Annotated in this window: 7 protein-coding genes and 1 tRNA gene; 7 read left to right on the top strand and 1 reads right to left on the bottom strand. The window is 70.4% G+C overall.

Going from position 1 to position 14,905, the window contains the following annotated elements; translation table 11 throughout:
- Positions 1-20: 20 nt before the first annotated feature.
- From gltB to pyk, 3 genes are all read left to right on the top strand, one after another.
- On the top strand, positions 21-4,613 hold the full coding sequence (gltB, locus tag FYC51_RS16790) for a glutamate synthase large subunit (protein WP_148734903.1): 4,593 nt from the start codon (positions 21-23) through the stop codon (positions 4,611-4,613).
- A 114-nt stretch (positions 4,614-4,727) separates the two neighbouring features.
- Positions 4,728-6,185 carry a glutamate synthase subunit beta gene (locus FYC51_RS16795; protein ID WP_148734904.1) on the top strand — a complete coding sequence of 486 codons (1,458 nt, stop codon included), beginning with the start codon at positions 4,728-4,730 and terminating at the stop codon, positions 6,183-6,185.
- 84 nt (positions 6,186-6,269) lie between these two features.
- Positions 6,270-7,685 carry a pyruvate kinase gene (pyk, locus tag FYC51_RS16800; protein ID WP_148734905.1) on the top strand — a complete coding sequence of 472 codons (1,416 nt, stop codon included), beginning with the start codon at positions 6,270-6,272 and terminating at the stop codon, positions 7,683-7,685.
- Positions 7,686-7,796: 111 nt separating this feature from the next.
- Here the strand turns inward: pyk and FYC51_RS16805 are convergent.
- Positions 7,797-7,882, bottom strand: a tRNA-Leu gene (locus FYC51_RS16805).
- Positions 7,883-7,918: 36 nt separating this feature from the next.
- On the opposite strand from FYC51_RS16805, the gene FYC51_RS16810 reads away from it, so the two are divergent.
- The 4 genes from FYC51_RS16810 to rpsA all read left to right on the top strand — a co-directional run bounded on the left by FYC51_RS16810 (position 7,919) and on the right by rpsA (position 14,898).
- The gene (locus FYC51_RS16810) at positions 7,919-8,524 is read left to right on the top strand and encodes an ANTAR domain-containing response regulator (protein WP_130352818.1); all 606 of its coding nucleotides are present in this window, start codon (positions 7,919-7,921) and stop codon (positions 8,522-8,524) included.
- Between the two features lie 141 nt (positions 8,525-8,665).
- The gene (polA, locus tag FYC51_RS16815; protein WP_148734906.1) at positions 8,666-11,368 is read left to right on the top strand and encodes a DNA polymerase I; all 2,703 of its coding nucleotides are present in this window, start codon (positions 8,666-8,668) and stop codon (positions 11,366-11,368) included.
- Between the two features lie 156 nt (positions 11,369-11,524).
- A complete protein-coding gene (locus FYC51_RS16820; RefSeq protein ID WP_148734907.1) occupies positions 11,525-13,198 on the top strand; it encodes a DUF885 domain-containing protein in 1,674 nt (557 codons plus the stop codon).
- Between the two features lie 251 nt (positions 13,199-13,449).
- Positions 13,450-14,898 (top strand): 30S ribosomal protein S1, encoded by a 1,449-nt coding sequence (gene rpsA / locus FYC51_RS16825; protein ID WP_148734908.1) that lies wholly within the window; start codon positions 13,450-13,452, stop codon positions 14,896-14,898.
- Positions 14,899-14,905 lie beyond the last annotated feature (7 nt).

The following is a 14,905-nucleotide window of genomic DNA, read 5'->3' on the forward strand; positions in this document are numbered from 1 at the left end:
CCCCCGCTGTTATCTAGTTGATGAGGACGGTCCACGTGTCGCTCACTCCACCCTTCTCGAGGTTCGGTCTCGTTCCCGACGCGCAGGGCATGTACGACCCCGCCGCCGAGAAGGACGCCTGCGGCCTCGCGATGGTCGCGACGCTCCGCGGCACCGCGGGGCACGACATCATCACGGCCGCGCTCGACGCGCTGCGCCACCTCGAGCACCGCGGAGCGGTGGGCTCCGACGCTGGAACCGGTGACGGCGCCGGCATCATCACCCAGGTCCCCGACGCGTTCCTGCGCGCCGTCGCACCCTTCGCGCTCCCGGCCGCAGGCGCGTACGCGGTCGGCAACGCGTTCCTCCCCGTCGACCCCACCACGCGGTCGAGCGTCAAGCGCCGGCTCGCCGCGCTCGCGGCATCCGAGGGGCTCGAGGTCATCGGATGGCGCGAGGTCCCCGTTCGGCCCGAGGAGCTCGGCACGCTGGCCCGCGCCGCCATGCCCGTGGTGCAGCAGCTCTACGTGCAGTCCTCTGCGACCACCTCCGACGGCGACCGCCTCTCTGGCATCGCCCTCGACCGGCTCGCCTTCCGGCTGCGCAAGCGCGCCGAGCGCGAGATCGAGCTCTACTTCGCGTCGCTGTCGTGCCGCACGCTCGTCTACAAGGGCATGGTCACGACCCTCCAACTCGAGCCCTTCTACCCCGACCTCTCCGACGAGCGGTTCGCGTCGAAGCTCGCGCTCGTGCACTCGCGCTACTCGACCAACACGTTCCCGTCGTGGCCGCTCGCGCAGCCGTTCCGCATGATCGCGCACAACGGTGAGATCAACACGATCCAGGGCAACCGCAACTGGATGCGGGCGCGCCAGTCGCAGCTCGAGTCGGAGCTGCTCGGCGACCTCGACCCGATCCTGCCCATCGTCACGCCGGGAGCGAGCGACTCGGCCTCGTTCGACGAGGTGGTGGAGCTGCTCACGTTGGCGGGCCGCAGCCTCCCGCACGCGGTCATGATGATGGTGCCCGAGGCGTGGGAGAACCAGACCGAGATCGACGCGGCCCGCCGGGAGTTCTACGAGTACCACTCGATGCTCATGGAGCCGTGGGACGGCCCCGCCGCGATCGTCTTCACCGACGGCACGCTCGTCGGCGCGACGCTCGACCGCAATGGCCTGCGCCCCGGGCGGTACGTCGTCACCGACGACGGCCTCGTCGTGCTCGCGAGCGAGATCGGCGTGCTCGACATCGACCAGTCGCGGATCGTGCGCAAGGGCCGCCTGCAGCCGGGGCGCATGTTCCTCGTGGACACCGAGGCCGGCCGACTCATCGAGGACGACGAGATCAAGGCCGAGCTCGCGGCATCCGAGCCGTGGGGGACGTGGCTCGACGCCGGTCGCATCCGCCTCGCCGAGCTGCCGGAGCGCGAGCACATCGTGCACCCGCCGGCGTCGGTGAACCGCCGCCAGAAGACCTTCGGCTACACGGAGGAGGAGGTGAAGATCCTCCTCACGCCCATGGCGCGCACCGGGCAGGAGCCGCTCGGCGCGATGGGATCCGACACTCCGATCGCAGTGCTCTCGAAGCGGCCGCGCCTGCTCTTCGACTACTTCACGCAGCAGTTCGCGCAGGTCACGAACCCGCCGCTCGACTCGATCCGGGAGGCCGTCGTCACGTCGCTCGGCTCGTCGCTCGGCCCCGAGCGCAACCTGCTCGACGCCGGGCCCGAGCACGCGCGCCAGGTCGTGCTCGACTTCCCGGTCATCGACAACGACGAGCTCGCGAAGATCGTGCACATCGACCCGCGCATCGGCTCGCGCACCACCAAGACGCTGAAGGGCCTCTACCGAGTCGACGACGGCCCCGAGGCGATGCGCGCGCGCCTCGACGAGCTGTGCGACGAGGTCGACGAGGCCATCGAGGAGGGCGCGTCGTTCATCGTCCTGAGCGACCGCGACTCCACCAAGGACCTCGCGCCGATCCCGTCGCTGCTCATGCTCTCCGCCGTGCACCACCACCTCATCCGGTCGCAGACCCGCATGAAGGTCGGCCTCGTCGTCGAGGCCGGCGACGTGCGCGAGGTGCACCACATCGCGCTGCTCGTGGGCTTCGGGGCATCCGCCGTGAACCCGTACCTCGCGATGGAGACCTGCGAGGACCTGGTGCGCTCCGGCGTCATCACGGGCGTCACGCCCGAGCAGGCGGTGCACAACGTGATCAAGGCGCTCGGCAAGGGCGTACTGAAGATCATGTCGAAGATGGGCATCTCGACCATCTCGTCGTACGCGGGCGCCCAGGCGTTCGAGGCCGTCGGCCTCTCGCAGGAGTTCATCGACGAGTACTTCACGGGCACCACCTCGAAGCTCGGCGGCGTCGGCATCGACGTGATCGCGGCCGAGAACGTGCACCGCCACCGCGTCGCGTACCCCGAGGACGTCGCCGTGCGCGCGCACGAGCGCCTCGCGACGGGCGGCGAGTACCAGTGGCGCCGCGACGGATCGCCGCACCTGTTCAACCCCGAGACGGTGTTCCGCCTGCAGCACGCGACCCGGAACCGCCGCTACGACGTGTTCCGCGAGTACACCTCGCTCGTCGACTCGCAGGCCGAGGATCTGATGACGCTGCGCGGCATGTTCGCGCTCCGCACGGGCTCGCGCGCGCCGGTGCCGATCGACGAGGTCGAGCCGATCGAGTCGATCGTGAAGCGGTTCTCCACCGGTGCGATGAGCTACGGCTCCATCTCGAAGGAGGCGCACGAGACCCTCGCGATCGCCATGAACCGGCTGGGTGCGAAGTCCAACACGGGCGAGGGCGGCGAGGACCTCGACCGCCTGCTCGACCCCGAGCGCCGCAGCGCGATCAAGCAGGTCGCTTCGGGCCGCTTCGGCGTCACGAGCATGTACCTCACGCACGCCGACGACATCCAGATCAAGCTGGCCCAGGGCGCGAAGCCTGGCGAGGGCGGCCAGCTGCCGCCGACGAAGGTCTACCCGTGGGTCGCGCGCACCCGGCACGCGACCGCCGGCGTCGGGCTCATCTCGCCGCCGCCGCACCACGACATCTACTCCATCGAAGACCTCAAGCAGCTCATCTTCGACCTGAAGCGGGCGAACCCGAAGGCACGCGTGCACGTGAAGCTCGTGAGCCAGTCGGGCATCGGCGCGGTCGCGGCCGGCACGGCGAAGGCCCTCGCCGACGTGATCCTCGTCTCGGGGCACGACGGCGGCACGGGCGCGAGCCCGCTGAACTCGCTGAAGCACGCCGGCACGCCGTGGGAGCTCGGCCTCGCCGAGACGCAGCAGACGCTCATGCTGAACGGCATGCGCGACCGCGTCGTGGTGCAGGTCGACGGGCAGCTGAAGTCGGGTCGCGACGTCATCGTCGGCGCCCTGCTCGGCGCCGAGGAGTTCGGCTTCGCCACCGCGCCGCTCGTGGTCGAGGGCTGCGTCATGATGCGCGTCTGCCACCTCGACACCTGCCCGGTCGGCGTCGCCACCCAGAACCCCGAGCTGCGCAAGCGCTTCACGGGCAAGCCCGAGTTCGTGGTCAACTTCTTCGAGTTCATCGCCCAGGAGGTGCGCGAGTACCTCGCCGAGCTCGGCTACCGCTCGCTCGACGAGGTCATCGGCCGGCGCGACCTGCTCGACGTCGACCGCGCCGTCGAGCACTGGAAGGCGTCGGGCCTCGACCTCACGCCCGTGCTCGTCGGCCCCGACTTCTCGGAGTCCGAGCCGCGCCGCAACCTCCGCCAGCAGGACCACGAGCTCGACGAGCACTTCGACAACGAGCTCATCCGCCGCGGTGCGATCGTGCTCGAGCAGGGCGGCAGCGTCGAGATCACGCTGCCGATCCGCAACACCGAGCGCGCCGTCGGCACCATGCTCGGCCACGAGGTGACCGTCCGCCACGGCGAGCACGGCCTCCCGGCGGGCTCCATCGACGTGACGCTGACCGGATCGGCTGGCCAGTCGCTCGGCGCGTTCCTGCCGAGCGGCATCACGCTGCGCCTCGAGGGCGACTCGAACGACTACGTCGGCAAGGGACTCTCGGGCGGCCAGCTCGTGCTGCGCCCGTCGCGTGACAGCGGCTTCGTCGCCGAGCGCAACGTGATCGCCGGCAACGTGATCGGCTACGGCGCGACGCGCGGCAGCATGTTCATCCGCGGCATCGTCGGCGAGCGGTTCCTCGTGCGCAACTCAGGAGCGACCGCCGTGGTCGAGGGCGTGGGCGACCACGCGCTCGAGTACATGACGGGCGGCCTGGCGCTCATCCTCGGCGACACCGGCCGCAACCTCGGCGCCGGCATGTCGGGCGGCACCGCCTACGTGCTCGGCCTGCGCGAGGGTCGCGTGAACCGCGAGGCGCTGAGCTCGGGCGAGCTCGAGCTGCTGCCGCTCGGCAGCGCCGACATCGAGATCGTGCGCGACCTGCTCGAGCAGCACCTCGAGCAGACCGATTCCGCGGTCGCCGCGCAGCTGCTCGCCGAGGGCGACGTCGCGTTCGACCGCTTCACGAAGGTGCTGCCGCGCGACTACGCGGCGGTGCTCCGGACCCGCCAGAGCGCGGTCGACGAGGGCCTCGACCCCGACGGCGACGTGGTGTGGACACGAATCCTGGAGGTGACGGGTGGCTGACAGCAACGCGGTGTGGACCCGAGCTGTGCCCATGAACTGCGTGGAGGTGACGGGTGGCTGACAGCAACGCGGTGTGGACCCGAGCTGTGCCCATGAACTGCGTGGAGGTGACGGGTGGCTGACCCGAAGGGCTTTCTGAAAGTCACCGAGCGGGAGCTGCCCAAGCGGCGCCCCGTGCCGGTGCGCATCATGGACTGGAAAGAGGTCTACGAGCAGGGCGACCCCGCCCAGCTCCGCCGCCAGGCCGGTCGCTGCATGGACTGCGGCATCCCGTTCTGCCATCAGGGCTGCCCACTCGGCAACCTGATCCCCGAGTGGAACGACCTGATGTGGCGCGGCGAGGGGCGTGCCGCGATCGAGCGCCTGCACGCGACGAACAACTTCCCCGAGTTCACCGGCCGGCTGTGCCCGGCGCCGTGCGAGTCGGCGTGCGTGCTCGGCATCAACCAGCCCGCCGTCACGATCAAGCAGGTCGAGGTCTCGATCATCGACCAGGCGTTCGGCAACGGCTGGGTGCAGCCGCAGCCGCCGGGGCGCCTCACCGGCAAGACCGTGGCCGTGGTCGGCTCGGGTCCCGCGGGGCTCGCGGCCGCCCAGCAGCTGACGCGCGCCGGCCACACGGTGGCCGTGTTCGAGCGCGACGACCGCATCGGCGGCCTGCTGCGCTACGGCATCCCCGACTTCAAGATGGAGAAGAAGCACCTCGACCTGCGCCTCGCGCAGATGACCGCAGAGGGCACCCGGTTCCGCGCCGGCGTGAACATCGGCGTCGACATCACGTGGGAGCAGCTCCGCGAGCGGTACGACGCCGTCGTGGTCGCCACGGGCGCGCTCGTGCCCCGCGACCTGCCGATCCCCGGCCGCGACCTGCCGGGCGTGCACTTCGCCATGGAGTACCTCGTGCAGTCCAACCGCCACCTTGCAGGCGACGAGGTCTTCGACCAGATCTCGGCCGAGGGCAAGCACGTCGTCGTCCTCGGCGGCGGCGACACCGGCGCCGACTGCATCGGCACCGCGCACCGCCAGGGTGCGCTCTCGGTGACGAACCTCGCGATCGGCAAGCAGCCGAGCCCGTCGCGTCCGTCGGAGCAGCCGTGGCCGATGCACCCGACGCTGTTCGAGGTGCAGAGCGCGCACGAGGAGGGCGGCGTGCGCCAGTACCTCGCCTCGACGGTCGAGTTCCTCGCCAACGACGCCGGCGAGGTGCGCGCCATCCGCGTCGCCGAGACCGAGTACCTCGACGGGCGCCGCGTGCCCAAGGCGGGCACCGAGCGCGAGATCCCCGCGGACCTCGTGCTCCTCGCGCTCGGCTTCACGGGCCCCGAGACCCGCGAGCTCGACGAGCAGCTGCAGCTGCCCGTCACCGACCGCGGCAACGTCGCCCGTGACGCCGACTACAGCACGTCCCAGCCGGGCGTGTTCGTGGCCGGCGACGCCGGACGCGGCCAGTCCCTCATCGTGTGGGCCATCGCAGAGGGCCGCGCTGCGGCATCCGCCGTGGACCGGTACCTTGAAGGCGACACCGAGTTGCCGAGCCCGATCGCCGCGCACGCCCGCGCCTTCGCGATCTAGCCCACACGGAGCGCCGTCGGCGCGACGCACGACCCACGACCACGAACCCAGCGCCTCGGCGCGGAACACGGGAGCACACACCAGATGAGACGAGCGAAGATCGTCGCCACCCTCGGGCCGGCGACGTCGAGCTATGAGCAGATCCGGGCGATCATCGATGCCGGCGTCGACGTCGCGCGCATGAACCTCAGCCACGGCACCTACGACGTGCACGAGGGGGTCTACCAGAACGTCAGGAAGGCAGCGAACGACTCCGGCCGCGCGGTCGCGGTGCTCATCGACCTCCAGGGCCCGAAGATCCGCCTCGGCAAGTTCGAGAACGGCCCCCACGAGCTCGCCGAGGGCGACATCTTCAAGATCACCACCGAGGAGATCCTCGGCACCAAGGAGATCGTCGGCACAACCTTCAAGGGCCTGCCCCAGGACGTGAAGCCCGGCGACCACCTGCTCATCGACGACGGCAAGGTGCGCGTCGAAGTCGTCGAGACCGACGGCACCGTCGTGACGACCAAGGTCATCGTCGCCGGCCCGGTCTCGAACAACAAGGGCATCAACCTCCCCGGCGTCGCGGTCAACGTGCCCGCGCTCTCGGAGAAGGACGAGGCCGACCTGCGCTGGGGCCTCGAGCTCGGCGCCGACCTCATCGCCCTGTCGTTCGTGCGGAACGCCGCCGACGTCGAGCGCGTGCGAGAGATCATGGACGAGGTCGGCCGCCGCGTGCCGGTCATCGCGAAGATCGAGAAGCCGCAGGCCGTCGACGCGCTCGAGGAGATCGTCGAGGCCTTCGACGCGATCATGGTCGCCCGCGGCGACCTCGGCGTCGAGCTGCCGCTCGAGGCCGTGCCCATCGTGCAGAAGCGCGCGATCGAGATCTCCCGCCGCCTCGCCAAGCCCGTCATCGTTGCGACGCAGATGCTCGAGTCGATGATCCACAGCCCGGTGCCGACGCGCGCCGAGACCTCCGACGTCGCGAACGCCATCCTCGACGGCGCCGACGCGGTCATGCTGTCGGGCGAGACGAGCGTCGGCGAGTACCCGGTGATCACCGTCAAGACCATGGCGCGCATCGTCGAGTCGACCGAGCAGCACGGCCTCGAGCGCATCCCGCCGCTCGGCACCAAGCCGCGCACGCAGGCCGGCGCGATCACGCTCGCTGCGGTCGAGGTGGCCGACTTCGTCGAGGCGAAGTACCTCTGCGTCTTCACCGAGACCGGCGAGTCCGTGCGACGGATGACCCGCATCCGATCGGTCATCCCGATCCTCGCGTTCACGCCCGACCCCGCCATCCGGCGCCGCATGGCGCTCAACTGGGGCGTCGAGTCGTTCGTCGTGGACCGCGTGACGCACACCGACCAGATGGTCGGCCAGGTCGACGAGGTGCTCGCGAAGACCGGCATGGCGGTCAACGGCGAGAAGGTCGTCATCATCTCGGGTTCGCCTCCCGGCATCCCCGGCACCACCAACGACGTGCGCGTGCACGTCGTCGGCGAGGTGCTCTAGCCCCATCCTGCGAACGGCCCGGTCGGATGACCGGGTCGTTCGTCGTGCCGCGGTCGCAGCGGCCAGGATGCCGCGGGGGGCATGCGGAGCATGGGCGAGGCTGAACCGTGATGGTGCCGGTGGTGGGGGTCGAACCCACACGCCCTTGCGGGCAAAGCATTTTGAGTGCTCCGCGTCTGCCATTCCGCCACACCGGCCAGAGGCCCCGCCCAGAATACCGTAGGCTTTCCTGCGTGACAGACAGCGAACAGACCCAGCCGGCGCCGCGCCGCGTGGTCGTGGCGGAGGACGAGTCCCTCATCCGCCTCGACATCGTCGAGATCCTCCGCGACAACGGCTACGAGGTCGTCGGAGAGGCCGGCGACGGCGAGACGGCGGTGGCGCTCGCGACCGAGCTGCGCCCCGACCTCGTCATCATGGACGTGAAGATGCCCCAGCTCGACGGCATCTCGGCGGCCGAGCGACTCTCGAAGGGGCACATCGCCCCGGTCGTGCTCCTCACCGCGTTCAGCCAGAAGGAGCTCGTCGAGCGCGCGAGCGAGGCGGGCGCCCTCGCCTACGTCGTCAAGCCGTTCACCCCCAACGACCTGCTGCCGGCCATCGAGATCGCGCTCGCCCGGCACGCCCAGATCATCGCGCTCGAGGCCGAGGTCGGCGACCTCGTCGAGCGCTTCGAGACCCGCAAGCTCGTCGACCGCGCCAAGGGCCTGCTCAACGAGAAGATGGGCCTCACCGAGCCCGAGGCGTTCCGCTGGATCCAGAAGGCGTCGATGGACCGTCGCCTCACCATGAAGGACGTCTCCCAGGCCATCATCGAGCAGCTCGCCCCCAAGAAGTAGGGCCTCAGAGCCAGAGCATCGGATGCCGCGACGACCCGTTCGTCGCGGCATCCGTCGTCTCCGCGGGCAGCCGTGGCCGCGGCATCCGTCGCCCGTCGCCGGCGGCCGATCGGTGTCGTCGGTCGCTTGTAGTCTTGGTGGGTGCCGGACGCAGACAAGCCCACCCTCCTCGTGATCGACGGCCATTCGCTGGCCTTCCGCGCCTTCTACGCCCTCCCCGTCGACAGCTTCTCGACGCGCGACGGACAGCACACGAACGCCATCCACGGCTTCCTGTCGATGCTGCTCCTGCTGCTGCAGAACGAGAAGCCGACGCACCTGGCGGTCGCGTTCGACATGTCCCGCCAGTCGTTCCGCACGCGCGAGTACGCGGAGTACAAGGGCAACCGCGGCGAGACGCCGGTCGAGTTCCGGGGGCAGGTCCCGCTCCTCCAAGACGCGCTGCGCGCCATGGGCGTGCGCACGCTCGAGAAGGAGGACTTCGAGGCCGACGACATCCTCGCGACGCTCGCGGCGCGGGGCGTCGCCGAGGGGTATCGCGTGCTGCTCGTGTCGGGCGACCGCGACACCATCCAGCTCGTCAACGACGACGTCACGCTGCTCTACCCCAACACGCAGGGCGTCTCGCAGCTCAAGCGCTACGACACCGACGCGGTCGTCGAGCGCTACGGCATCCGCCCCGAGCAGTACCCCGACGTGGCCGCGCTCGTCGGCGAGACGAGCGACAACCTGCCCGGCATCCCCAAGGTCGGCGAGAAGACCGCGGTGAAGTGGCTCGGCCTCTACGGCGACCTCGACGGCATCCTCGAGCACGCCGAGGAGATCAAGGGCGTCGTGGGGCAGAACCTGCGCGACGGGCGCGAGAACGCGGTGCGCAACCGCAAGCTCAACCAGCTCGTGCGCGACGTCGAGCTCGACGTCGAGATCGCCGAGCTCGAGTCCCGGCCGATCGACCTCGAGTCGGTCCGGCCCATCTTCGAGCGGCTCGAGTTCCGCACGCTCATGGAGCGCGTGACGAAGCTCGTCACGGGCGAGGCCAACGGCGGCGGCGGCGGCGCGGCCGCGGCATCCGCGCCCGCCCAGCCCGAGGTCGTCGAGATCGGCCCCGCACCGACGGCGCCGACCCCGCTGCGCCTCGTCGGCGACGAGCTCGCCGGGTGGCTCGAGCGCGCCGCCGCCGCCGAGCCGGCCGGGCTCGGCCTCAGCCTCGAGGTCGTCGACGGGCGCGTGATCGGCGCCGGGATCGCGACGAACGGCGAGTCGGTGCACCTCGCATGGCGGGAGGGCGCGCCCGAGACGGCGCCGTTCGAGGCGTGGCTCGCGAGCGACGCGCCGAAGATCCTCACCGACGCGAAGCCGCAGCTGAAGGCGCTCACGCGGTCGGGTCTCGCGATCGACGGGCTCGTGCTCGACACGCTCCTCGCCGGATGGCTCGTGCGGCCGATCCTGCAGGAGAAGACGCTGGCCGACCTCGTGGCGTATCACCTCGGCGAGACCGTGCCGCAGGCCGACCCGGCGATGCTCGTCCCCGAAGAGGGCAGCGATTCCGGCGCGCCCGAGTACGCCTGGTACACGCTCCGCCTCGCGCCCGTCGTGCTCCGCGCCCTCTCCGACGAGTCGCGACGCCTGCTCGCCGAGATCGAGATGCCGCTCGTGCACGTGCTCGCCGCCATGGAGCTCCGCGGCGTCACCGTCGACCACGGTGAGCTCGCCACCCTCTCCGGGGAGCTCGGCGCGCGCGCCGCGGCGCTGGCCGAGGCCGCCTACGCCGAGATCGGCCGCGAGATCAACCTCGGCTCGCCGAAGCAGCTCCAAGAGGTGCTCTTCGACCAGCTCGGCATGCCCAAGACCCGGGCCACGAAGACCGGCTACACCACCGACGCCAACGCCCTCGCCGACCTCCAGGAGTCGAACCCGCACCCGTTCCTCGGCTACCTGCTCGAGCATCGCGATGTCACGAAGCTCCGCCAGATCATCGAGTCGCTCGACAAGGCGATCGGCGCCGACGGGCGCATCCACACGACGTACGGCCAGATCGGCGCGGCCACTGGCCGCATGTCGTCGAACGACCCGAACCTGCAGAACATCCCCATCCGCACCGAAGACGGGCGGCGCATCCGCGAGGCGTTCCGCCACGGTCCCGAGTACGCCGAGCTGCTCACGGCCGACTACTCGCAGATCGAGATGCGCATCATGGCGCACCTCTCGGGCGACCCGGGGCTCATCGAGGCGTTCAACGCCGGTGAGGACCTGCATCGGTTCGTCGGCGCGCGGGTGTTCTCGGTCGACCCGGCCGACGTCACCAACCTCATGCGCACGAAGGTCAAGGCGATGTCCTACGGCCTGGCCTACGGGCTCAGCGCGTTCGGCCTCTCCAAGCAGCTCCGCATCGAGCGCGCAGAGGCGCAGCAGCTCATGCGCGAGTACTTCGAGCGCTTCGGCGCCGTGCGCGACTACCTGCGCGGAGTGGTCGAGCAGGCACGCATCGACGGCTACACCGAGACGATCTTCGGCCGCCGGCGCCCGTTCCCCGACCTGTCCAGCCCCAACCGCGTGCTCCGCGAGAACGCCGAGCGCGCCGCGCTCAACTCGCCGATCCAGGGCTCGGCCGCCGACATCATCAAGATCGCGATGTCGCGCGTCGAGGCCGACATCGCCGCCCGCGGGCTCGGGAGCCGCATGCTCATGCAGGTGCACGACGAGCTCATCTTCGAGGTGGCGGCCGGCGAATCCGACGTGCTGGAGGAGATCGTCCGCGGCCGCATGGCGAGTGCCGCCGACCTCCTCGTGCCGCTCGACGTGCAGATCGGGCGGGGCGCGAACTGGGACGACGCGGCTCACTGAGCCGGCCGGCACGGATGCCGCGCGCCGCCGCATGCGGCACGGGGCATCCGTCGCGGGTGCCTGCCGCCGGGTGCTCGCCGGGTGCTCGCCCGCGCCGTTCGAGCCAGTCTCCAGGGCGTCCGCAGCGCGTCGGCGGGGTGCCCTAGGCTCGCTCCCATGGCATCGAGTGAGCGCATCCCGTCCGACGTCGACCGCATCGCCGAAGGGTGGGTCGACACCCTCGTCGAGCTGAACCCCGCCGTCGGCACGTACATCGGCCGATCCTCGGCCGACGACCGGCTCGCCGACTACTCACCCGAGGGCCACGAGCGGGTCGTCCACGAGACGCGCCGGGCACTGGCCGCCCTGCGCGCCGCCGATCCGGTCGACGACGTCGATCGCATCACGGTCGCCGACCTCGGCAGCGAGCTCGCCCTCGACCTCGAGGGCAACGAGGCGAAGCTCCACCTGCGCGACCTCAACGTGATCGCGAGCCCCGCGCAGGAGATCCGGGACGTGTTCGACATCATGGCCACCGATTCGCGCGACGACTGGGAGCGCATCGCCTCCCGGCTCGGCGAGGTGCCGCGCGCGATCGACGGGTACGTCGCCACCCTCCGGTCGGGCATCGGCGAGGGCGTCGTCCCCGCCGTGCGGCAGGTGCGCGAGGTCGCCGCGCAGGCGCGGCGCATCGCGAAGGCCGACGGGTTCTTCGCGACCTTCGCCGAGAACGCCAAGGCCGGAGACGACGAGCTCGCCGAGCCGCTGCGCCGCGAGCTCGAGCGCGGGGCGGCCGAGGCGGCGTCTGCCTACGGTGCACTCGCCGACTTCCTCGAGGGCGAGCTCGCTCCCAAGGCAGGCGAACGCGACGCGGTCGGGCGCGAGCTGTACGCGCTCCAGTCGCGTCGGTTCCTCGGCGCGGTCATCGACCTCGACGAGACCTACGAGTGGGGCATCGAGGAGCTCGCCCGAATGGTCGCCGAACAGGAGTCCATCGCCCGCGAGATCAAGCCCGGGGCATCCGTCGCGGAGGCCATCGCGCACCTCGACGGCGACCCGGCGCGCAAGCTGCACGGCACCGACGCGCTGCAGCGGTGGATGCAGGAGACGAGCGACCGCGCCGTCGCCGAGCTCGGCGCGACGCAGTTCGACATCCCCGCCGAGATCCGCACGCTCGAGTGCCTCATCGCGCCGACGCAGGAGGGCGGCATCTACTACACGGGTCCGAGCGACGACTTCAGCCGGCCGGGCCGCATGTGGTGGTCGGTGCCCGAGGGAGTGACCGAGTTCGACACCTGGCGCGAGCTCACCACGGTGTACCACGAGGGCGTTCCGGGCCACCACCTGCAGATCGGGCAGGCGGTCGTGAACCGCGGCAAGCTCAACACGTGGCGGCGCCAGCTCGCCGGCACCTCGGGCCACGCCGAGGGCTGGGCGCTCTACGCCGAGCGGCTCATGGAGGGCCTCGGCTACCTCGACGATCCCGCGGACCGGCTCGGCATGCTCGACGGGCAGCGCATGCGCGCCGCTCGCGTCGTGCTCGACATCGGCGTGCACCTCGGCAAGCCGCGTCCCGACGGCGAGGGCCCGTGGAACGGGGCGTACGCGCTCGAATTCCTGTCGCAGAACGTGAACATGAACGAGGGCTTCGTCCGCTTCGAGGTGAACCGCTACCTCGGCTGGCCGGGGCAGGCTCCCTCCTACAAGGTGGGCCAGCGCATCTGGGAGCAGCTGCGCGACGAGGTCGCGCACCGCGAGGGCGACGCGTTCGACATCCGGGAGTTCCACCGTCGTGCCCTCGACCTGGGCGGCGTCGGGCTCGACACGCTGCGCGGTGCGCTGCTGGGCTGACCGTCGCGAGGGGTCGCCACCCGCGTGACGAATCCTTCGCATGCGGGTGGTCGGCCCAGGGCTCACGCCCTGAGTCTCGCGTCGCACGGCGACCGAGATGGCCGCCCGATGTCCGGTTGCCGATGGCCTCCGCCGTCGGTTAGGATGGAGCGTCACGCGTGTGACATCCCTGTCCGCATGCCCGCCGCGGAAATCATAAACGCTCTACTTCGCGACGGGCTCGATTCTGTCCTTTACGGAGCATTCACTACATGACAACCGCAACGACCAAGGCGCCCAAGCAGGTCGCGATCAACGACATCGGATCTGCTGACGATTTCCTCGCCGCGGTCGAGAAGACTCTGAAGTTCTTCAACGACGGCGACCTCATCGAGGGTACCGTCGTGAAGATCGACCGCGACGAGGTCCTCCTCGACGTCGGCTACAAGACCGAGGGTGTGATCCCCTCCCGCGAGCTTTCCATCAAGCACGATGTCGACCCCAGCGAGGTCGTCGGCGTCGGCGACACCGTCGAGGCCCTCGTCCTCCAGAAGGAGGACAAGGAAGGCCGGCTCATCCTGTCGAAGAAGCGCGCCCAGTACGAGCGCGCCTGGGGCGACGTGGAGAAGATCAAGGAAGCCGACGGCGTCGTGACCGGCCAGGTCATCGAGGTCGTCAAGGGCGGCCTGATCGTCGACATCGGCCTCCGCGGCTTCCTCCCGGCCTCGCTCATCGAGCTCCGCCGCGTCCGCGACCTCACGCCGTACCTCGGCCAGGAGATCGAGGCGAAGATCCTCGAGCTCGACAAGAACCGCAACAACGTCGTGCTCTCGCGCCGCGCGCTCCTCGAGCAGACGCAGTCCGAGTCGCGTTCGACGTTCCTCGCGAACCTCCACCCGGGCCAGATCCGCAAGGGCGTCATCTCGTCGATCGTCAACTTCGGTGCGTTCGTCGACCTCGGCGGCGTCGACGGCCTCGTGCACGTCTCCGAGCTGTCGTGGAAGCACATCGAGCACGCCAGCGAGGTCGTCGAGGTCGGCCAGGAGGTCACCGTCGAGGTGCTCTCCGTCGAGCTCGACCGCGAGCGGGTCTCCCTGTCGCTCAAGGCGACGCAGGAGGACCCGTGGCAGGTCTTCGCCCGCACGCACGCGATCGGCCAGGTCACCCCGGGCAAGGTCACGAAGCTCGTCCCGTTCGGCGCATTCGTCCGCGTCGCCGACGGCATCGAGGGCCTCGTGCACATCTCGGAGCTGTCGGGTCGTCACGTCGAACTGGCCGAGCAGGTCGTGTCGGTCGGCGAGGAGGTCTTCGTCAAGGTCATCGACATCGACCTCGAGCGTCGCCGCATCTCGCTCTCGCTCAAGCAGGCCAACGAGGGCGTCGACCCCGAGGGCACCGAGTTCGACCCGGCGCTCTACGGCATGCTCACCGAGTACGACGAGCAGGGCAACTACAAGTACCCCGAGGGCTTCGACCCCGAGACGAACGAGTGGCGCGAGGGCTTCGAGGCCCAGCGCGAGAAGTGGGAGCAGGACTACGCTGCCGCCCAGGCTCGTTGGGAGGCGCACAAGAAGCAGGTCGCCCAGGCGAACGCTGCCGCTGCCGCCGACGACTCGTTCTCGGGCTCGGCGTCGTACTCGAGCGACTCCGCGGCGGCAGGCACCCTCGCCGACGACGCGTCGCTCGCTGCGCTGCGCGAGAAGCTCTCGAGCAACAACTAGTCGCACC

This window comes from Agromyces mariniharenae, from assembly GCF_008122505.1.
GTDB lineage: Bacteria > Actinomycetota > Actinomycetes > Actinomycetales > Microbacteriaceae > Agromyces > Agromyces mariniharenae.